This window comes from Aeromonas sp. 600527 (genome assembly GCF_049175415.1).
Lineage (GTDB): Bacteria > Pseudomonadota > Gammaproteobacteria > Enterobacterales > Aeromonadaceae > Aeromonas > Aeromonas veronii_A.
The window spans coordinates 143209-163658 of the sequence record NZ_JAAKVA010000004.1 but is presented as its reverse complement, the minus strand read 5'-3'; the positions used below and the strand labels follow the sequence as shown (position 1 = coordinate 163658).

Annotated in this window: 21 protein-coding genes; 11 read left to right on the top strand and 10 right to left on the bottom strand. The window is 59.9% G+C overall.

What is annotated here, in order from left to right:
* Window positions 1-146: 146 nt before the first annotated feature.
* Window positions 147-665 (bottom strand): flavodoxin FldB, encoded by a 519-nt coding sequence (gene fldB / locus G5154_RS07835; protein WP_139710032.1) that lies wholly within the window; start codon window positions 663-665, stop codon window positions 147-149.
* 249 nt (window positions 666-914) lie between these two features.
* Between fldB and xerD the strand changes: the two genes are divergently transcribed.
* Window positions 915-1814, top strand: a complete 900-nt coding sequence (xerD, locus tag G5154_RS07830) for a site-specific tyrosine recombinase XerD (protein ID WP_421250676.1) — start codon at window positions 915-917, stop codon at window positions 1812-1814.
* 71 nt (window positions 1815-1885) lie between these two features.
* Here xerD and mscL read toward each other — a convergent pair whose 3' ends face one another.
* A complete protein-coding gene (gene mscL / locus G5154_RS07825; RefSeq protein WP_005348065.1) occupies window positions 1886-2296 on the bottom strand; it encodes a large-conductance mechanosensitive channel protein MscL in 411 nt (136 codons plus the stop codon).
* 319 nt (window positions 2297-2615) lie between these two features.
* Here mscL and G5154_RS07820 point away from each other — a divergent pair, with 319 nt between their 5' ends.
* The 4 genes from G5154_RS07820 (at window position 2616) to nqrE (ending at window position 6426) form a co-directional block, all read left to right on the top strand.
* On the top strand, window positions 2616-3263 hold the full coding sequence (locus tag G5154_RS07820) for a disulfide isomerase DsbC N-terminal domain-containing protein (protein WP_421244189.1): 648 nt from the start codon (window positions 2616-2618) through the stop codon (window positions 3261-3263).
* Window positions 3229-4959 carry a single-stranded-DNA-specific exonuclease RecJ gene (gene recJ, locus G5154_RS07815; protein WP_421250675.1) on the top strand — a complete coding sequence of 577 codons (1731 nt, stop codon included), beginning with the start codon at window positions 3229-3231 and terminating at the stop codon, window positions 4957-4959. The genes G5154_RS07820 and recJ overlap by 35 nt, the downstream gene beginning before the upstream one ends.
* Before the next feature lie 243 nt (window positions 4960-5202).
* Complete coding sequence (locus tag G5154_RS07810; RefSeq protein WP_236348389.1) at window positions 5203-5628, top strand: hypothetical protein; 426 nt, start codon at window positions 5203-5205, stop codon at window positions 5626-5628.
* A gap of 198 nt (window positions 5629-5826) precedes the next feature.
* Window positions 5827-6426: an NADH:ubiquinone reductase (Na(+)-transporting) subunit E gene (nqrE, locus tag G5154_RS07805; protein WP_421250716.1), complete on the top strand. Its 600-nt coding sequence runs from the start codon at window positions 5827-5829 to the stop codon at window positions 6424-6426.
* A 65-nt stretch (window positions 6427-6491) separates the two neighbouring features.
* Here nqrE and lnt read toward each other — a convergent pair whose 3' ends face one another.
* From lnt to miaB, 5 genes are all read right to left on the bottom strand, one after another.
* A complete protein-coding gene (lnt, locus tag G5154_RS07800; protein WP_236348385.1) occupies window positions 6492-8036 on the bottom strand; it encodes an apolipoprotein N-acyltransferase in 1545 nt (514 codons plus the stop codon).
* A gap of 141 nt (window positions 8037-8177) precedes the next feature.
* Window positions 8178-9062, bottom strand: a complete 885-nt coding sequence (corC, locus tag G5154_RS07795; protein ID WP_421212316.1) for a CNNM family magnesium/cobalt transport protein CorC — start codon at window positions 9060-9062, stop codon at window positions 8178-8180.
* A 95-nt stretch (window positions 9063-9157) separates the two neighbouring features.
* A complete protein-coding gene (gene ybeY, locus G5154_RS07790; RefSeq protein ID WP_101529543.1) occupies window positions 9158-9622 on the bottom strand; it encodes an rRNA maturation RNase YbeY in 465 nt (154 codons plus the stop codon).
* On the bottom strand, window positions 9619-10662 hold the full coding sequence (locus G5154_RS07785) for a PhoH family protein (protein ID WP_158112964.1): 1044 nt from the start codon (window positions 10660-10662) through the stop codon (window positions 9619-9621). The genes ybeY and G5154_RS07785 overlap by 4 nt, the downstream gene beginning before the upstream one ends.
* A gap of 54 nt (window positions 10663-10716) precedes the next feature.
* Window positions 10717-12150 (bottom strand): tRNA (N6-isopentenyl adenosine(37)-C2)-methylthiotransferase MiaB, encoded by a 1434-nt coding sequence (gene miaB, locus G5154_RS07780; RefSeq protein ID WP_421250674.1) that lies wholly within the window; start codon window positions 12148-12150, stop codon window positions 10717-10719.
* Window positions 12151-12415: 265 nt separating this feature from the next.
* Between miaB and G5154_RS07775 the strand changes: the two genes are divergently transcribed.
* The 4 genes from G5154_RS07775 (at window position 12416) to G5154_RS07760 (ending at window position 16169) form a co-directional block, all read left to right on the top strand.
* Window positions 12416-13585: an FAD-dependent oxidoreductase gene (locus G5154_RS07775; RefSeq protein ID WP_421250673.1), complete on the top strand. Its 1170-nt coding sequence runs from the start codon at window positions 12416-12418 to the stop codon at window positions 13583-13585.
* A 42-nt stretch (window positions 13586-13627) separates the two neighbouring features.
* On the top strand, window positions 13628-14194 hold the full coding sequence (locus tag G5154_RS07770; protein WP_407956936.1) for a cysteine hydrolase family protein: 567 nt from the start codon (window positions 13628-13630) through the stop codon (window positions 14192-14194).
* Between the two features lie 132 nt (window positions 14195-14326).
* Window positions 14327-15031 carry a cold shock domain-containing protein gene (locus G5154_RS07765; RefSeq protein WP_421250715.1) on the top strand — a complete coding sequence of 235 codons (705 nt, stop codon included), beginning with the start codon at window positions 14327-14329 and terminating at the stop codon, window positions 15029-15031.
* Between the two features lie 199 nt (window positions 15032-15230).
* The gene (locus tag G5154_RS07760; protein WP_421250672.1) at window positions 15231-16169 is read left to right on the top strand and encodes a diguanylate cyclase; all 939 of its coding nucleotides are present in this window, start codon (window positions 15231-15233) and stop codon (window positions 16167-16169) included.
* A gap of 21 nt (window positions 16170-16190) precedes the next feature.
* Here the strand turns inward: G5154_RS07760 and G5154_RS07755 are convergent, their stop codons facing one another.
* Window positions 16191-17138, bottom strand: a complete 948-nt coding sequence (locus G5154_RS07755; protein ID WP_421212312.1) for a LysR substrate-binding domain-containing protein — start codon at window positions 17136-17138, stop codon at window positions 16191-16193.
* A 114-nt stretch (window positions 17139-17252) separates the two neighbouring features.
* Here G5154_RS07755 and G5154_RS07750 point away from each other — a divergent pair, with 114 nt between their 5' ends.
* Together G5154_RS07750 and G5154_RS07745 are read left to right on the top strand one after the other, a co-directional pair.
* Entirely contained in the window at window positions 17253-17498 is a 246-nt protein-coding gene (locus G5154_RS07750; protein ID WP_005348031.1) for a hypothetical protein, read from the top strand.
* 32 nt (window positions 17499-17530) lie between these two features.
* Window positions 17531-18181 (top strand): HAD-IA family hydrolase, encoded by a 651-nt coding sequence (locus G5154_RS07745; RefSeq protein ID WP_421212311.1) that lies wholly within the window; start codon window positions 17531-17533, stop codon window positions 18179-18181.
* 113 nt (window positions 18182-18294) lie between these two features.
* Here the strand turns inward: G5154_RS07745 and G5154_RS07740 are convergent, their stop codons facing one another.
* Together G5154_RS07740 and dcuC are read right to left on the bottom strand one after the other, a co-directional pair.
* Window positions 18295-18897: a nitroreductase family protein gene (locus tag G5154_RS07740; protein WP_421212310.1), complete on the bottom strand. Its 603-nt coding sequence runs from the start codon at window positions 18895-18897 to the stop codon at window positions 18295-18297.
* Between the two features lie 184 nt (window positions 18898-19081).
* Window positions 19082-20443: a C4-dicarboxylate transporter DcuC gene (dcuC, locus tag G5154_RS07735; protein ID WP_421212309.1), complete on the bottom strand. Its 1362-nt coding sequence runs from the start codon at window positions 20441-20443 to the stop codon at window positions 19082-19084.
* Between the last annotated feature and the right edge of the window lie 7 nt (window positions 20444-20450).

Genomic DNA, 20450 nt, shown 5'->3' with positions numbered 1-20450 from the left:
GGGATGTCGAGTCCATTGTTGCAGACCAGCACAAAAAAGTCGCTATAGCGTCATGCGATGATACCGATTGAGAAAATCGGTGCGATAACTGCGCCCGGCGGCCAGGGCCAGGCGCTCAGGGTCGTTTTGCCAAAACGTAGGAAAGATCAGAGCAGGGCGTGGATTTCGCTCAGGATCTGTTCGACCCACTGCTCGATGCGCGGATCGGTCTGGTCATATTGGTTGGCATCATCGAGGGCCAGCCCGACGAAGTGACGACCATCGTCGATCAGCGCCTTGGAGGCATCGAATTCGTACCCTTCGTTGGGCCAGTAGCCCACCAGCTTGACCCCTTTTGGCACCAGCTGATCGTGCAGCATACCGAGGGCGTCCTGGAACCATTCGCCATAACCGAGCTGATCGCCGAGGCCAAACAGGGCAACGATGCGTCCCTCCAGGTGGAGATCGGAGATATCTTCCCAGCGGGACTCCCAGTCCTCCTGCAGTTCGCCAAAATCCCAAGTGGAGATGCCGAGGATCAGGATCTCGTAATCCTCCATCCGGCGCAGGGAGACATCCTTGATATTGTGAATATCCACCAGCTCGGGGCCGATGAGGGCGCGGATCTTCTCGGCAGCCATCTCGGTGTAGCAGGTGGTGGAACCGTAAAACAGACCAATCTTCATCGCTCTTCTCTCTGTTGGCGCTTTCTCGCTTGCTTTTGGCGCGTTCTCGCATGCTCGTGTGGGCTGCGCCATGTTGGCAACACGATGGGTAACGTAAGGGGAGGGCGCCAGTCTAGCAGATTGCCATTCGACCTTCACCGCCCGGCAAGGGCGTGGCAAACGAGCCTTATCTTTCCAATGAAAGTGCCTTGTCTTTCCAAGGAGTTGGCGCGTTACAATGGGCCATCGATCCCCTGATTGCAGCGCACCATGAGCAAACCCGACCCCCACCCCCTGATTGAACCCTTTCTGGACGCCCTCTGGCTGGAGCGGGGATTGTCTGACAACACGGTCAGCTCCTATCGCAGCGATCTGGAGAAGTTCTCCCTCTGGCTCGACGAGCAGGGGAGCTCGCTGCTGCTGGCGGGGATGGACGAGATCCAGCACTACCTCGCCTGGCGGGTTGATCACCAGTTTGCGGCCAGCAGCACCGCCCGCTTTCTGTCGGCCCTGCGTCGCTTTTATCAGTATCTCAACCGCGAGAAGCTGCGCAGCGATGATCCGACCGTGCTGCTGGAGGGGCCCAAGCTGCCGAAAAAACTCCCCTCCGATTTAAGCGAAACGGAGGTGGATGCGTTGCTGAGTGCGCCGCTGGTGGATGACCCGCTGGAGTTGCGGGACAAGGCGATGCTGGAGCTGCTCTACGCCACCGGGCTGCGGGTTTCCGAGCTGGTGGGGCTCACCGCCGAGCATGTCAGCCTGCGTCAGGGCTTGGTGCGGGTGGTGGGCAAGGGCAACAAGGAGCGGTTGGTGCCAATGGGCGAGGAGGCGATGCACTGGCTGGAGCGTTACTACCGCGAGGCCCGCATCCTGCTGCTGGGGGGCACCAGCTCGGACGTGGTCTTTCCCTCCAAGCAGGCGCGCATGATGACCCGCCAGACCTTCTGGCATCGCATCAAGCTCTATGCCCAGCGTGCCGGCATTCAGGGCGAGCTCTCCCCCCATACCTTGCGCCACGCTTTTGCCACCCATCTGCTCAACCACGGCGCCGATCTGCGGGTGGTGCAGATGCTGCTGGGCCACGCGGATCTCTCCACTACCCAGATCTACACCCATGTGGCCAACGAGCGGCTCAAGGCGCTGCACGGTGAGCACCACCCCAGAGCCTGAGTGCTGTCCTCCCAAAAACAAAAAACCGCCAGCAGGCGGTTTTTTTATCTCTACACGACAGGAGATGGCGCTTATTTCCCTTGCCGGGATTTCAGCAGATCACGGATCTCGGTCAGCAGCTCCTGATCCTTGGTCGGGCCTGCCGGGGCGGCGGCTTCCTCTTCTTGTTTCTTCTTGAGGGTGTTGATGGCCTTCAGTCCCATGAAGATGGCAAAAGAGATGATCAGAAAGTCGATGATGGTCTGGATGAACTTGCCATAGGCGATGACCACGGCGGGTGTTGTCCCTTCTGCGGCCTTCAGGGTGACCGCCAGGTCGCTGAAGTCCACGCCGCCCAGGATCAGGCCTATGGGCGGCATGATCACGTCACCGACGAAGGAGGAGACAATTTTGCCGAAGGCGGCACCGATGATGATACCGACGGCCATGTCGATGACGTTGCCGCGGGCGGCAAAGGCTTTGAACTCTTGAATCAGACTCATTATTTCCTCCGAAATTAAACAAGATAGCGCGTTGATAACCCTTGCCAAAGGGCGAACTCTTGTCAGGAAAAACAGAGGCTAAGCCGCGTTATTCCTGTCGTCCTGACTAGCTTGCTGGGGTTATGCCCCCTTGGCAATCGGGGGAGACATTTTTTCTCCTCCTCTTCACTGATATTGATTTTGTTGTAAATAGCGAGTTGAGTAATGAACTTGGCTGCTGTACCTTCTTGAATCCATTCATTCATGCCGCATGAGCAATAAAATGAAGTATTTACTACTGGTTGTGATGCTTGCATGCACATTTTCTGCCAGAGCAGGGATGGATCCCAAAGTCTTAAAACAGACCATTACCGCCCGTCTTGGGGTCTCTGTTTATCTGGTGGAACAGACCCCCATTCCCGGGCTCTATATGTTGGGCACTTCGCAAGGAGTGCTCTACAGCGATGCCAAGGGGAACTATGTTGTGCAGGGGGTCATGCTGGATATGACTCATAACATGAAGAACCTTACCGTCTCGGGTATGCGCGAGCAGCGTCGGTTGGGCTTGTCCCAGGTGACCCATCCACCTGTCGTGCTCAAGGCCAGGAATGAGCGCCATCGGGTTGCGCTCTTTTTCGGTGAACAGGATGCCGCTCGTCGTCAACTGTCTGGCACGTTGCAACATCTGCAAACATCCGGTGTGAGCGTCGAGCTCTACCCTGTGATTGAACATGCCGGACAGGCTTCCCACTGGTGCAAGGATCCCCTGCTGCAGAATGATCCCTTCAAAGCCTATTTGCCTCAAAAGGAATGTAGTGAGACCCTTATCGAGAATATTGGCCTGAGCCAGTGGTTGGGGGTCAAGGTACTGCCGGCCTGGGTCTCCTCCGACGGGGATCTGGTGCGTGGGTATCAGAGCCCCGAACAGCTGCTCAAGATACTGGATCATATTGATGTCCCTGCAAATCCGTCGTCGTCCGCGAGTTGATGATTCCCATCTGCCTGCCACTTTGCATCCCCTGCTTCGTCAAATCTTCGCCAGCCGTGGCGTAGAGGATCCCGCCCTGCTTGAGCGCAGCGCCAGCCAGCTGTTGCCGCCCCAGCGCCTCTATGGCATGGAGCAGGCGGTGCCGCTGCTGGCGGATGCCCTGACCGCCCAGAAACGGATTCTGATTGTCGGCGACTTCGACTGCGATGGTGCCACCAGTTCGGCGCTGTGTGTGCTGGCCCTGCGCGCCATGGGCGGTCGCCACATCGATTTTCTGGTGCCCAACCGCTTCGAGTTTGGCTACGGCCTTACCCCTGAAATTGTCGAGCTGGCGGTGGCCCGTGGCGCCGAGTTCCTCATCACGGTGGATAACGGCATCTCCAGCATCGCCGGGGTGGCGGCAGCCAAGGCGGCCGGCATGCAGGTACTGGTTACCGATCACCATTTACCGGGTCAGGAGCTGCCTGATGCCGATGCCATCGTCAACCCTAACCAGCGCGGTTGCGACTTCCCCTCCAAGTCCCTGGCCGGGGTGGGGGTAGCCTTCTACCTGATGGCGGCCCTCAACACCCATCTGCGCCAGCTCGGCTGGTTCGAACGGCAAGGGTTGCGAGCCCCCAATGTGGCGGATTACCTCGATCTGGTGGCCCTCGGCACGGTCGCCGATGTGGTGGCGCTCGATGGCAACAACCGCATTCTGGTCCATCAGGGGTTGCAGCGGATCCGGGCTGGCCGTTGTCGCCCCGGCATTCAGGCGCTGGTGGATGTGTCGGGCCGCGATGGTCGTCGCCTCACCGCCGCCGACCTCGGTTTTGCACTGGGGCCACGCCTCAATGCGGTAGGGCGCCTCGATGACATGTCCCTCGGGGTCGCCTGTCTGCTCTGCGATGATCTCAATCTGGCGCGCCAGCTTGCCTCCGAGATGGATAGCCTCAATCAGGAGCGCAAGGAGATCGAGCAGGGGATGCAGCAGGAAGCGCTTGCCACCCTGGAGCAGATCCGGTTTCGCGATGGCGAGGTGCCCTCTGGCATAGTGCTGCACCGGGACGAGTGGCATCAGGGGGTGGTGGGGCTGGTGGCCTCCAAGGTGAAGGAGAAGTACTACCGCCCGGTCATCGCCTTTGCCGAGAGCAGCGAGACCGAACTGAAGGGCTCCGGCCGCTCCATTCCCGGGGTGCACCTGCGCGATGCGCTGGAACTGCTCGATACCCGCCATCCGGGCCTGATGGGCAAGTTTGGCGGCCACGCCATGGCGGCGGGGCTGACCCTGCCCAAGGCCAATATCGAGGCTTTTAGCCGCGCCTTTGAGGCGGTCATCGGCGAGCTGGTTACCCCCGAGCTCTTGACCGGGGTGCTGCTCACCGACGGCGAGCTGCTGCCGGACGAGCTAAACCTCGAGCTGGCGGAGTTGATTCGTGCCTCCGGTCCCTGGGGGCAGGCCTTCCCCGAACCACTGTTTGACGGCGAATTCGTGCTGGTGCAGCAGCGGCTGGTGGGGGAGAAGCACCTCAAGATGATGCTGACTACCGATTCTGGCCATGCGGTGGATGCCATCGCCTTTGGCGTCGATCTCAAGCGCTGGCCCGATGCCTCGGTCAAGCGGGTGCGGCTGGTCTACCGGCTCGATGTCAACGAGTGGCGCGGCAACCGCAGCGTGCAGCTGCTGGTGGAGCATCTGGAGGCGGTCGGCCTCTGAGCCGGTAGCATCACTGCTTTATCACAGATAGCGCTGACAACGGCCACCCTCGGGTGGCCGTTTTACTGTGGGCCAGGGGGACTCTACCGCTTTGTTATGTTGGTATTTAATTGCTGGCTTTCTGAGTGAGATGATTTTTTGTATCGCTTTTACGTCATTCAATGCGGTTAAAAATTCAAGAAAAAGAGGTGTTGTGATACATTCATCCCTGCATCATTTTGTTGTTTGAACGGGACTGACTCTTTGCTGCCTTCTGGTCGACTGTCGACCTGGACGATTGCCCTCGCTATCGCCAGCCTGCTTTGGTTTGCCGCTTTCGCTGCGGTAGGGGTCACTGCAACACCTCATCAGGCGTCGGTCAGGCAGAAGGTCTCGATGCAGTTGCATGAGCAATCCGATCCGGGATTGGTCAACAGTGTCGGCCTCCCCCCAACCTCCCAATGGCGACTCGGCTTCGAGCTGGGGCGGCGGCTCGAAGGGGCCACTCATCCCGAGCGCTATCAGATGGTGCTGGCCTGGTTCCAGCACGATATCCTCGGCCTGCTCTGCGGTCTGCTACTGGTTCTCCCTCTTCTCTATGTCAGGCAGCTCCCCGGCTACTTCGGTTATCTGCACCGACGGCTGCTGCGCTGTCGCCACCTGCAATATCGTTTCTGTCACGGCGACTAGCTCACCCTGCTGGCGGGCGCCCATCCACCTTTTCACTCGGTTTGTAACGCTCCTGATTGACTGACGGGCAGGCTTGCACCTGTTGCCTGCGCTATATCGTACGGTGTTGCGTCCGCGCTTTCTGTTGTTTCGTCCATGCTGCTGGCCATCGGCCAGAGGCAGACTTTCTCTTTGCGCAAACACCTGGTGAGCACACCTATGGACTACTACTTCAACCTGTTTATTCACTCGATCTTTGTCGAGAACCTCGCCCTGGCCTTCTTTCTGGGGATGTGTACCTTTCTGGCCGTCTCGAAGAACATCAACACCGCTTTCGGCCTCGGCATGACGATCCTGGTGGTGATGGTGATCGCCATTCCTCTCAACAACCTGATCTACCGCCATATCTTGCGGGCAGGCAGTACCTTTTTCGGTGAATTCGATCTGGGCTTTCTCGATTACATCATTTACATCGGGGTGCTGGCGGCGCTGGTGCAGGTGATGGAAATGGTGCTCGACAAGTACGTTCCGGCGCTCTATCACGCTCTTGGCGTCTATCTGCCGCTGTTGACGGTGCACTGTGCCATCTTTGGAGGGGTGATGTTTATGGCGCAGCGGGATTATGATTTCATCGAGTCGCTAGTCTACAGCGCAGGCTCCGGACTTGGCTGGCTGCTGGCCATTGTCGCCATGGCCGGGCTGCGCCAGAAGCTGAAGTACGCCGATGTGCCCGAGGGGCTGCGGGGCATTGGTATCACTTTTATCGTGGCGGGGCTGATGTCCCTTGGCTTTATGTCCTTCTCCGGCATATCGATCTGATGAGGAGATGAAAAAACGAGGCGCCTGTGGGCGCCTCGCTGTTTATCGGAGATTGCGGGTGGTCGTTACAGCTCGCGGGCCCAGGGGTGTGCCTTGGGGCGCAGCGCCAGCGCCAGACCCAGCAGCAGCACGGTCAGGCCGTAGAGGGGCCAGGTGCCAAAGCGCATGTAGGGAGTCTCGCCGTGGGCGGGACGCACCTCGCTGCGCAGCACACCCGCTTCAAACTGCGGGATCTGGCCGATGATGCTGCCGTCAATCTCGGTAACAATAGTGATGCCGGTGTTGGTGTCGCGCAGCAGCGGACGAGCCAGCTCCAGCGCGCGCATCCGGGCGATCTCCATATGTTGCCAGGGGCCGATGCTGGTGCCGAACCAGGCATCGTTGGAGACGGTCAGCAGGAAGTCAGTATCGGCATTGACGTTGCGGCGCACCTCCTCCGGGAAGATGATCTCGTAGCAGATGGCGGCGGCGAACTTGAGCCCTCTGGCGATCAGATTCGGCTGCACTTCATCGCCCCGGCTGAAAGAGGACATCGGCAGATTGAAGAAGGGGGCGATGGGACGCAGCAGATCTTCAAATGGCACGAACTCGCCGATGGGCAGCAGGTGGTACTTGTTGTAACGGTTGGGGTGCCCGTAGAAGTAGGACTCCTTGCCATCCGCATCCTGCACCCCCATGCCGAGCACGGTATTGAAGAAGCGTCGTTGCTCGAAATCATAGTGAATGATCCCCGCCAGCAGACCGGTGTTGTTCACCTTCATCGCCTTGTCGAGGCTCTCCAGATAGGGCCCCATCTCCTTCTCGATGGCCGGGATGGCCGACTCCGGCCAGACGATGATATCGGCATCCTGATTCTCGCGGCTGAGATCCTGATATTTGCGCACCGTCGGCACCAGCGCCTCCGGATCCCACTTGAGGGACTGGGCGATATTGCCTTGCACCAGTGCTACCTTGACCGGCTCGCCACGGGTGACCCAGCTGAGCTGCATCAGACCGTGGGCACCGGCTACCAGCAGAGCGGGCACTGCCAGCCAGAGCGGGGAGCGGGATTTCCACACCAGCCAGATGGCGGAGGCAGAGAGCAACAGGGCGAGGGTGATGCCCTGCACCCCGAAAATGGGAGCAAAGCCCCTGAGCGGGCCGTCGATCTGGCTGTAGCCAAACCAGAGCCAGGGGAAGCCTGTCATCACCCAGCCACGCAGCCAGTCCGCCAGCAGCCAGAGTGCCGGAAAGGCGAGCAGCCAGCGGCTCCAGTGACGGCTGCCAAAGAAGCGGGCGAAAACCCAGCAGGCGAGCGTCGGGTAGAGCGCCAGATAGGCGGATAGACCGGCCAGCAGTATAAAAGCGACCGGCAGCGGGATGCCGCCAAATTCGGTCATGCTGACGTGGATCCACCACAGGCCTGGTAAAAAGAGCCCCATGGCGTAGCCAAAACCGCGCCAGGCGGCCTGCTTTGGCGTGGCTTTGTCCAGCAGGGCATAGAGGCCAAGCAGGGAGGGGAGCACCAGCGGCCAGTAGCCGAAGGGGGAGAAGGCCAGCACGGCGATGGCGCCAGAGGCCAATGCACTGAGGCTTAACAGAATTTTGGAAGTAACAGGGGATAATCTCACGGGCGATGGTGCTCGTCTTGGTGTGCAACTGGGGTCGAATGGCCGGTATCTTACCCCGTACGGCGGTTAACGGCGAGCCTCGCGCCATCCGGATAGCACAACGCCCCGCAGGCGGGGCGTTGTCAAAAGATCGCTGGCAGTTTACTGGGGTTCAGATTGTGCCACGACATGGTTCTCCGGGATCTTCACCTGCAACTGCTGCAGACGACGCCGGTCGGCATGCATCACCTTGAACAGGTAGCCGTCCAGCTCGATCTCCTCGCCCTTCTTGGGCAGATGACTGAAGGCGTGCATCACTAGACCACCCACAGTATCCACCTCTTCATCGCTGAACTGGGTGCCGAAGAAGTCGTTGAAATCCTCGATCTCGGTAAGGGCACTAACCGAGAAGACCCGTTTGCTGATGCGGCGGATCTCGTCCGGCTCATCCTCGATGTCATCGAATTCGTCATCTATCTCGCCGACGATAAGCTCGAGAATGTCTTCAATGGTCACCAGACCGGAGACGCCACCAAATTCGTCGACCACGATGGCCATGTGGTAGCGCTCTTCGCGGAACTCCTTGAGCAGACGGTCAACCCGTTTGCTTTCAGGGACGATCACCGTGGGGCGCAAGATTTTCTCGAGCTGCAGCGGCTCGCTGGCGTGATGGCCGCCAAAGCCGAAGGGGAGCAGATCCTTGGCGAGCAGAATGCCCTCCACATGATCCTTGTCCTCGTTGATCACCGGGAAGCGGGAGTGACCGGACTCGATGATCACCGGCAGGATTGCATCTACCGGTTGGGACTTCTCGATGGTCACCATCTGGGAGCGGGGGATCATGATATCGCGCACGCGAAGATCGGCGATCTCCAGCACCCCCTCGATCATGTCCTTGGTGTCCTGATCGATGAGGTCGCGCTCTTCGGCATCGGCTATCACGTCTACCAAATCATTGCGGTCTTTTGGCTCGCCCTGGAAGAGTTGGCTGAGTTTGTCGAGCCAGGTTTTCTTCGGCGAGCCGGTACTAGGGTGATCGTCGGTCATTTTCTCTCTTGGTTACTCGTATGAACACACTTGAAATAGTTCGGGTTATATAAGGATGGCCATCTGCTGTTTCAAGACGATGACCATCCGGTTCTTTACTCTTCGTCGTTCAGATAAGGATCGGCAAAACCTAGCTCCTGCATGATGTCGCGCTCAAGCGCTTCCATCTCTTCGGCTTCCTCATCCTCGATATGGTCATAACCTAGCAGATGCAGACTGCCGTGCACAACCATGTGGGCCCAGTGGGCCATCAGGGGCTTGTTCTGCTCCTCGGCCTCGCGCTCTACCACCTGACGGCAGATCACCAGATCGCCGAGCAGCGGCAGCTCCAGACCGGGTGGCGCCTCGAACGGGAAGGAGAGCACGTTGGTGGGCTTGTCCTTGCCGCGATAGGTGAGATTGAGCTCGTTGCTCTCCGCCTCATCGACGATACGCACCGTCACTTCTGCCTCCTGCTGGAAGCCGAGAATGGTGCCGTCAAGCCAGCCTTGCAGCTGGGCTTCGGTGGGCAGGCCGTCAGTGCTGGCACTGGCCAGCTGCAGATCCAGGGTTACGCTCATTGCTCACTCTCTTTGCCGGAATAGGGTGCTGCTTTTTCGGCTGCCTGTTTGGCATCGAACGCCTCATAGGCCTGCACGATGCGGGCCACCACCGGGTGGCGAACCACGTCTTTGGACTCGAAGAAGTTGAACGACAGACCATCGACCCCTGGCAGCACTTCCAGCGCGTGGCGCAGGCCGGATTTGGCGTTGCGCGGCAGGTCTACCTGGGTGATGTCGCCGGTGACCACGGCCTTGGAGTTGAAGCCGATGCGGGTGAGGAACATCTTCATCTGCTCGGTGGTGGTGTTCTGGGCCTCATCGAGAATGATAAAGGCGTCATTGAGGGTTCTTCCGCGCATATAGGCAAGCGGCGCCACCTCGATGATGTTGCGCTCCATCAGCTTCTCCACCCGCTCAAAACCCAGCATCTCGAACAGGGCGTCGTAGAGCGGGCGCAGGTAAGGATCCACCTTCTGGGAGAGATCGCCGGGCAGGAAGCCGAGCTTCTCCCCCGCTTCCACCGCCGGACGGGTCAGCAAAATGCGGCGAATTTCCTGACGCTCCAGCGCATCCACCGCCGCTGCGACCGCCAGATAGGTCTTGCCGGTACCGGCCGGGCCTATGCCGAAGCAGATGTCGTGGCGCACGATATTGGCAATGTACTGGGCCTGATTTGGGCTGCGTGGTTTGATGAGACCGCGCTTGGTCTTGACCGTCACCTCCTTGCCATATGGGATGCTCGGCGCCGGTTCGTCATCCTGCTCCAGCACCCGCGACTCCTGAATGGCCAGATGGACCATGTCGGGGGTGATGTCGGTCACCTTGCCACCCTTGAGGGGCTGGGTTTCCACATAGAGGTGCTTGAGGATGACGGCGGCGGCATCCAGCTGGGCCGGTTTGCCCACCAGCTGGAAGTGGCTGTCACGGTAGCTGATCTCGACGCCGAGGCGGCGCTCCAGCTGCTTGATATTGTCATCGAAGGGGCCGCACAGGCTGGCAAGGCGCTGGTTGTCGGCGGGCTCCAGATGCAGATTCAGGGTCGAGATGTGTCGGCTCAAAATATCCTCGTCTCAAGGCGCTCCCCATCCGCTGGGCGAATGGGGAGGAGGGGATTAATGGGGAGTGAAGGCGGCAACGCCCAGCTCGTCCGGTACGTTATCCGGGCGACGGGCCAGGATTTCGCTCGGGGCGGTGGCGATCCGCAGGTTCATCTCGTTCTCGCCGCGGATGAACTTGCCGCGCAGGGAGTTGGGACGCACCTCGGTGATCTCCACGTCGGCAAAGCCGCCGATCAAGGTGTGCTGGCCTTCGAAGTTGACCACCCGGTTGTTCTCGGTGCGGCCACACAGCTGCATCGGGTCGAGCTTGGAGGGCCCTTCCACCAGGATGCGCTGGGTGGTGCCCAGCATGGCGCGGCCAATCTGCATCGCTTGGTTGTTGATGACGTGCTGCAGGCGGGCCAGACGGGCTTTCTTCACTTCCATGTCGACATCGTCGGGCATGTCGGCGGCCGGGGTGCCCGGGCGCGGGCTGAAGATGAAGCTGAAGCTCATGTCGAAACCCACATCCTCGATCAGCTTCATGGTCGCTTCAAAGTCTTCGTCCGTCTCGTTCGGGAAGCCAACGATGAAGTCGGAGCTGATGGTGATGTCGGGACGGGCGGCACGCAGGCGACGGATCTTGGATTTGTACTCCAGGATGGTGTGCGGGCGTTTCATCATGGTCAGAATACGGTCGGAGCCGCTCTGCACCGGTAGGTGCAGGAAGCTGACCACTTCCGGGGTGTCTTTGTAGACTTCGATGATGTCGTCGGTGAACTCGATCGGGTGGCTGGTGGTGTAGCGAATGCGATCGATACCGTCGATGGCGGCTACCAGACGCAGCAGCTCGGCGAAGGTGCAAATGCCGCCATCAAAGGTCGGACCGCGGTAGGCGTTGACGTTCTGGCCGAGCAGGTTCACTTCGCGCACGCCCTGCTGGGCGAGCTGGGCGATTTCGTAGAGCACGTCGTCCAGCGGACGGCTCACTTCTTCACCGCGGGTGTAGGGCACCACGCAGTAAGTACAGTATTTGGAGCAGCCTTCCATGATGGAGACGAACGCGGTGGCCCCTTCGGCGCGCGGTTCGGGCAGGCTGTCGAATTTTTCGATCTCGGGGAAGGCGATATCAACCTGGGCACCACGGCCCTCTTGCACTTCCTTGATCATGGCGGGCAGGCGATGCAGGGTCTGCGGGCCGAACACGATATCCACATAGGGAGCGCGTTGGCGAATCGCATCGCCCTCCTGAGAGGCAACGCAGCCACCCACGCCGATCACCAGACCGGGCTTGTTGGCCTTGAGCTTTTTCCAGCGTCCCAGCTGGTGGAACACCTTCTCCTGCGCTTTTTCGCGGATGGAGCAGGTATTGAGCAGCAAGACATCTGCCTCTTCGGGCTCTTCGGTAAGGGTGTAGCCATTGCTGGCATCCAACAGGTCGGCCATTTTGGACGAGTCATACTCGTTCATCTGGCAACCCCAGGTTTTAATGTGAAGTTTCTTGCTCATTGCTTCTCTTGACTTGTTTTGAAATCGGCATGGTCAAAGGACCGCGCATTTTACTCCGCAATCTGGATACTGCCTAGCTAATATCCAGCTGGCAATGGTGCTCACCCGATACCTGTTGCCAGTAAGCTCAATAAGCTTTCTCCTTGATTTGACGCAGCAATTCCCCGTTTGTCTCACTGTTTATCAGTCGCCCTTGCGCTATCATGCTGCCATCCGGTTCACGTCCGGGCGCTGTCGCCGGACGCACCCTTTCAGGAATAAATGTATGGAACAGTGTGATATCGCCATCGTCGGCGCCGGCATGGTGGGCGCCGCCACCGCCTGTCTGCTGGCGGCTCAGGGCCTCTCGGTTCGGGTCATCGAGACCCAACTGCCGGAGCATTACGCGCCGGAGCAGCCGCTGGATCTGCGGGTCTCTGCCATCAGTCAGGCCTCGGTGGCGCTGCTGGAGCAGGCCGGTGCCTGGCACCATCTGCAGCAGATGCGACTCTGCCCCTACCGCCGACTGGAGACCTGGGAGCTGGACGGTTTTGCCACCCGCTTCAATTCCGCCGATCTCGGTCTGCCCCAGCTCGGCTACATCATCGAAAACCGGCTGGTGCAGCTCGCCCTGCTCAAACGGATGGAGGATTTCCCCACCATCCAGACCCACACCCCGGCGGTGGTGACCAGCCTGCGCCAGAGTGCGGATGAAGCTGTGCTGACTCTGGATGATGGCACCGAGCTGGCGGCCCGCTGGGTGCTGGCCTGTGACGGTGCCGAATCCCACACCCGCAAGCTGGCGGGTATCGGTGTATCGCGCTTCGAGTACCGCCAGCACTGCATGCTGATCAATATCGACACCGACTTTGCGCAGGAAGATATCACCTGGCAGCAGTTCACCCCGAGCGGCCCGCGCGCCTTCCTGCCGCTGCCCGGCCAGCACGGCTCCCTGGTGTGGTATGACAACCCGGCCCGGATCCGCGCGCTGGCGGCTATGAGCAACGAAGGGCTTGCCGCCGAAGTGCGCCGCCACTTCCCGAGTCGGCTCGGCGGATTTACCGTCACTGGCAAGGGGAGTTTCCCGCTGGTGCGTCGCCACGCCAACAACTATCACGTCGGTCGGGTGGTGCTGCTTGGCGATGCTGCCCACACCATCAACCCGCTGGCGGGGCAGGGGGTCAACCTCGGCTTCAAGGATGTGGCCTGCTGGGCTGATCTGCTGCAAGGAGCTGGCGCCGACTGGCATCAGCTGGCGTTGGCCGAGCGTTACGAGCGACGCCGTCGTCCCGACAACCTGCTGATGCAGTCGGGGATGGATCTCTTCTACGGGGTGTTCAGCAACGAGATTGGCCCGCTCAAGCTGGCCCGCAATCTTGCTCTCAATCTGGCGGATAAAGCTGGCCCGCTCAAGGAGATGGCGCTGCGCTATGCACTGGGGCTGGTTGACAGGTAGAAACCAGATAGCACGGGCTGAATGCGCGAAGGAGCAAAGGTGATGAACAAGGCACTGCTGGTGATCGATTTTATCAACGATATTGCCCATCCCGACGGGCGCATCGCCGCCTCCGCAGCCCATGTGCTGGAGCAGGATGCCATCGCGCATGCCAATCAGGCGCTGGCCCATGCCCGCGCCCACGGCTGGCTGGTGGTGCTACTCAAGGTGGGCTTTGACGGCGGCTATCAGCTGCAACCCAAGGGGTCTCCCATGTTTGGTCGCGCTCACCAGTTGGGGGCGCTCTCTTTGGTTGACAGCGGCACCGACTTTCATCCTGATCTGGATGTGCAGCCCGGCGATCTGGTGCTGACCAAGCCCAGAGTGAGCCCCTTCTATGGCACGGCGCTGGAGCCTGCGCTGCGGGCCAACCACATCGACCACCTCTATCTGTGCGGGGTGAGCACCAGCTGGGCCATTCAGGCGGCAGCGCGGGATGGTCACGATCGCGACTACGCCATCACCATTCTGGAGGATGCCTGCGCCGCCGCAGATGCCACCGAGCATCACACCTCGCTGCGGATGCTGGGTCGCATCGCCGAGATCATCAAGGTGTCCCGGTTGGCTTGATCCTTAACGCAGGCTGCGCCCGAGCACCGTGTTGAGATTGACTCTGCGGCCCCCTGTCGGGCCGCAGCGCTTTTGGGCAACATGATTGTCTGGCAAGATAGTGCTCACATGGATAACAACAAGGATGGACAGATGCGTTATCAGGGACGGATCGCGAGCTGGAACGAGGCGCGCGGCTTTGGATTTATTACGCCGGAGCAAAATGGCGCCGAGCAGGCAATCAATGGAGCACGCAGTGCAGGGCTGTTTGTGCACGTTACGGCGCTGCAATCAGATGGCCGCGTGCCCGAGCCGGGGGAGCGTGTCACCTATCTGATCGGCAGTGGCCAGGATGGCAAACCAAGGGCGTTACAGGTCTTTTTCCCCGATCGTCCGCTCACGTTGGCGGATGCCGGGCCAGCAGCCGCGTCATTTTCTGCATCATCAGCAGCAAGGTCAGCAACACCATCGGCAACTCCATCATGGCGGGCGGCAAGTCAGCCGCCACGATCCACTGCGACCAGAGAGCGACGTAAGCCCTATCGGCGCAGCAAGAGCAGTTGGCGCGGCAAACTTATTCCCCTGCTGGTGCTCGCTGGCCTTTTTTCTATCTACTCACGCTTCTCGGCCGAGTCGATTGCGCCCTTGCCGGTCTCCTCTTTCAATCAGGAGGAGGTCAGCACCACGGTCAGCAGGCCACAGGCAACGACCTTTATTCGCCAGTGTGATGGTCGGCAGCATTGTTCCCAGATGACTTCCTGCGAGGAGGCAATCTGGTTTTTGCAACATTGCCCGAACACCAAAATGGACGGAGAGGGCGATGGCATCCCCTGCGAAAATCAGTGGTGTGGTCATTAAATGTGACTTATCAGATACATATGCTCATGATGTGCTCTTGTTATCCGGAACAGGGAAACTGGCCTGAAACCTTGCCGGATAGTGTTCGATGGTGAAATTTGGTCTCAGTTGGCCAAGTGGAAATTGGGTGCTTTACTCTATCTGCTGACTTAATAGTTAATAGATGGCGATACGCCACTTTTGCCACAGGATGGCCATCATGGTGGATGATATACAGAGGCCGCGAAGTCACTTCGCCGAGCGAGCTCATTATCTGGCTGCGCTGCTGGATTCGCTGGAAGACCAGATATCGGTGATAGACCGGGATGGCGTGATTCATTACACCAATCTCGCTTGGGATCTGTTTGCCGAGCAAAACGGCATGCCCCAAGGGTATGACTGGCTCGGGGTTAACTACATCGGGGTGTGTGACAGCTCTGACGAGCCGCTGGCGCGCAGCGCAGTGGAGGGGATCCGCCTGGTGCTGCGTCGTGTTCAGGAGAAGTTCTATCTGGAGTACCCTTGCCACAGCCCCGATACCCAGCGCTGGTTTATGATGAGGGTGGCGCCAGTGATCGGCGTCGATGACGAATTTTATGCCATTGCTCATATCAATATCACTGAGCGCAAACGGCTTGAACTGGAAGTCGCCAACCTCTCCCAGCATGATCCCCTGACCGGACTGGCCAACCGGCGGTTGTTCAACAGCTTCCTGCACAACGAGTGGCGCCGCAGCGTGCGCGAACATACCCCGCTCTCCCTCATCATGCTGGATCTGGATAACTTCAAGGCGTGCAATGACCATCTTGGTCATCAGATGGGGGATGGCTCCCTCCAGCTGGTGGGCCATCTTCTGCAATCCTTCTGCCAGCGCCCGGCGGATTTGCCCTGTCGCTTTGGCGGGGACGAGTTTGCCCTGATCCTCGGCAATACTGACAGGGAGGCTGCGCTGACACTGGGGGAGATGATCCGCGAGGCCATCAATGAGCTCGGCATAGTGGTGAAGGAGGAGATCCGCCTTAGCGCCAGCATTGGCATTGCCACACGCAACAGCGATCTGCCGCTCGCCAGTGAAGGGGATCTGCTGGCCGCTGCCGATGCCGCGCTCTATATCGCCAAGGGGGCGGGCAAAAACCGCAGCCATAGCGTCAGCTGCTAGCAATTCACCGGCATCATGTTGTCAGGCCCCCGTTGCGGGGGCTTTTGTTTTTACAGGGGTTAGCGTTCCGGGCGTGGCCGAGATAGGCGTGGGGTGAGTGGCGACCACCAGCTTGACGAAGTTGTCGCGAATGGGGTCGGCAAACAGGGGATTCCATACCAGGCTGACCTCCCACTCGGAATTGGGGCCAGAGAGGGGATAGAGGGTCACGTCGGGACCGGCAATAAAGCTGACGCTGCGCGGCAGGATGGCGTTGCCGATACCGGCGGCCACCAGCGCTACCAGAGTCTGGATATCCTCGGCCTCCTGGATCATCCCGGTCAACCGGTTGGCGCCGAGAAAACCGGCGATCTGCTGGCTGAGGCCGGGGCAGCGGTGGCCCACCATCTGCAGCAGCGGCTGGCTGGTCAAGGCTTGCTGGAGATCAAACGCAGCCGGATCTGGCTGGGTCATCCGGGTTGGTACCGCAAGTACCAACCGATCAATCAGCAACCTGTGCTCGCGTAGCTGCGGCAACTGCGGGCGGCGCATAAAGCCAAGCTGGAGCTGGCCGGAGAGCAGCTGCTCCTGCTGGATGGCAGAGGGCATGTCCTGCAGATGCACCATCACATCGGGCTCCTGCTGCTTGAAGCGGGCGACCAGCGAGGGTGCCAGTGCAAAGCTCGACAAACCAAAGCCAATCTTGAGCCGACCGGCAATCCCGCTCGCCACCGCCAGGGCATGGCTCTCGAACTCCCGCCCGTGCTCGACCAGCGCACTTGCCTGGGTCAACAGCTGGGCGCCGACAGCGGTCAGTTCGGCACCGTGACGACCGCGATTGAACAGGGTGCTGCCGAGGGTCTGCTCCAATCCCTGGATCTGCTTGGTGAGGGCGGGCTGGGTAATGAAGAGGCGATTGGCCGCTTCCCGGTAGTTGGCGGTCTCGGCCAGCATCACGAACGCCTGCAGTTGTTTGAGGTCGAATTTCATTCCGTTTGATTATCGAAGGTGGCTATTTGCTCATTATAAATTATCTAAACGCCCTGTTCTAATGGCGCTGAAGGGGAGTCGAGTCCCCTCCGGTCTGGAACAAGGAGTCATATCATGTCTACCCAACGCTATCTCTTTTTGATGAAAGGCACCTTGGTGCTGGCCCAACCGCTGGCCGCGCCTGAAACGGGGGAGCTGCTTGCCAGCCTGCTGCAACAGGGTTTTGTGGTCGGCCCGCTGCAGGTCTGGGCAGGCAGCGCCGAACAGGCGCTCGCCTGTTATGAACGTGCCGCCCAGCAGCAGGCTTTTGCCGATGCGCTGCAGGGAGCTGAACCTGAGCTGGCGGGAGTATCGGCATGATTACCGGCATGAGTTGCGAACCGGGCGTTTGTATGAGCGGCACAAAAACCGTGGCGGTCGCCGCCCTGCTGCTCGATATGGATGGCACCTTGGTCTGCTCGACCGACGATGTGGAGCAGGTATGGCGGATCTGGTGTCGTGAGCATCAGCTCGACCCCGAGCCGGTGCAGGCGATGTGCCACGGCATGCGCTCGCGGGAGGTGATCCGGGCGCTGGCCCCGCAACTGGATGTGGAGCGGGAGGCGGCGCGCCTCGACGAGCTGGAGATGCTGCACACTGGCGGCGATGCCATCGCCGGATGTGGCGAGTTGCTGCGCCGCTTGCCACCACTGCGCTGGGCCATCGTGACCTCCGCCAGTGAGCGGGTTGCCCGTCACCGCCTGCATTGTGCCGGTTTGCCGCTGCCCAACCTGCTGGTGGGGGCCGAAGCTGTGGTCCATGGCAAACCCGATCCCGAGCCCTATCTGCTGGGGGCTGAACGGCTTGGCGTCTCGCCCGCTGGTTGTCTGGTGTTCGAGGATGCCCCGGCCGGTATCGAGAGCGCCCTGCACGCAGGCTGTGCCGTGGTGCAGGTGGGGGGCGATGCGCCGCTCAATCCGGTAGTGGTGGCGGTGATCCGCGACTGGCGCGAGGTGAAAGTGGAACTTGGAGAGACGTCCCTGCTGGTGACGCTGCCCGCCTGAGCGGTGGAGATAAGGGGTTGCGGCCGCATATTGCGGTATGAACCATCGTCATCCGCACCCGATGTCGCAATAAAAACGCCCCCGAACTGCGGGGGCGTTTTGCTATCTGACCGTTATTTGAAGACGCGAAAACGGGTAGCGTCGTCGATAAAGGTCTTGTCGCCAGCCGCTTGCTTGATGCTGCCAAAGGGCATCTGGGCGCGCAGTAGCCAGCTGGCGGGCAGGTTCCACTCCTTGCGAACAGCCTCGTCGATGAGCGGGTTGTAGTGCTGCAGGGATGCGCCGACTTGCTCCTGCGCCAGCGTCGTCCAGACCGCAAACTGGGCGATGCCGGTGGCATGTTCCGACCAGATGGGGAAGTTGTCGGCATAGAGGGCGAATTTTTGCTGCAGATCCTTGATGACGTCGGTGTCTTCAAAGAACAGCACAGTGCCAAAACCTGCGCGGAAGCTGCCATCCACCTTGGCCTCACTCTGGGCATAGGCTTCCGGCGGCACAATCTTTTTCAGCTCGGCTTTGACGATATCCCACAGCTTGTGGTGCTGGGCGCCAAACAGGATGACGGCGCGGGAGCTCTGGGAGTTGAAGGAGGAGGGGCTGTGCTTGATGGCATCCTGGATCAGGGCCGTCAGCTGCTCCGGCGTATGGGACACCTGGTCACCCAGGGCATAGATGGTACGACGTGCTTTGATCTGCTCGATAAACGGACTGCTCATAACATCTCCTTTGCTTGATAGTCACCGGGCGCCAGCCTTGTGGCCAGCCATCCCCTGTTGTTCAAGCTATAGACTATACCACCCGATTATCTTCTGGGCGTTTACATGCAGTGGGTTCACTTTCAACCGAGGGTAAAAAACCGTCTACAGGCGACCGGATTGATCGCCTGTAGACGGAGTAGGTTTAGTTGAACAGCAGGTAGGAGAGGGTCATGCAGCAGATGATGCCCGAGATGATGGGCACCGAGGTGCGCTTGATGATCTCGATGGGGTTGCTGCCGGTGATCGAGGCGATGACGATGATCACCGCGGCGACCGGCGACATGGAGCGGATCAGGTTGGCGGTGAGCTGCATCGGCAGGGCCACTGACACACTGTTGACCCCGACTTTCTCGGTAATCTCGGGAATGATGTTGATAAAGGAGTAGAAGACCGCCAGCCCGCTGCCGCTGATAAAGCCGATCAGCGCCGCCGTGCCGGAGAAGAAGAACATCAGGATCGAGCCGACCCCGTCGATGTGCTTCACGCTCTCCACCAGGGTATCTATGATGCCAATAGCTTTCAGACCCTCCACCAGCATGCTGGCTGCCACGATAAGCGAGACTACCTGAGCCAGACCTGTCCCCATACCGGTAAAGAAGATGGCGAACTCCTTGCTGGTCTCCTTGATATTGCCTTTGCGCAGCAGCTCCACCCCGATAGTGAGCAGCAGGCAGACGAAGGTAATCTCCACCAGCCCGAGGGAGATGTGGGTGAAGCAGACGCCAAACAGCAGTACCAGCACCAGCGGCAGCACAGGGAAGAGGCCGTAGTAGGCGGGGGGCAACCCGGTGGGCACGGCGAGCGATTCATCTTTCTCTTCCAGTCCACCGCGTGCCTGTTGGCGCTTGTCCATCGCCTTCTGCCAGAAGTAGTGCACCACCGCCATCAACGCCAGCGTGGGCAGCGAGATGGGGGCGTGGTAGGAGACGATATACTCCACCAGCGGGATCCCCAGTTTCTCAGCGGCCAGCACGTTATCGGCCCCCAGCGGGCTGGGCATGATGGTGGCAGTGGTGGCGATGACGGCCCCGGCAGTGAGGGAGGACATGTTCGACGCCTTGAGCACCGGATAGAGGGTGGCCATCAGTAACACTGCCAAGCTGGCGGCACTGGGCACCACCAGCGAGAGCAGGTTGCCCAGCAGGAAGATCACCGGCACCAGCAGGTAGGGGGAGCGGATGTGGCTCAAGGGGCGGGTGAGCAGCATGACGGTGACGTCGTTGGCGCCGATGTGGCTCATGTAACTGGAGAAGCCGAACAGCACCATGATGGTGAGACCGACATTGCCCATCTGGCTGATGAAGATCTGCTTGATCTGGACGAAGGGATCGAGCCAGCTGAGGCCACTGCTATCTGCGGCGGGCAGCAGGGTGTGGCCCAGTCCGACGGCGGCAAACATCAGTAGTAACCCGGCGCCAAACAGCACTATCTTGGCATCGTAGTTTTTGGCGATGAGATAGCCGCAGATGATCAGGAGCAGGGTGCTGACAATTATTTCCAGCATGTTTCAA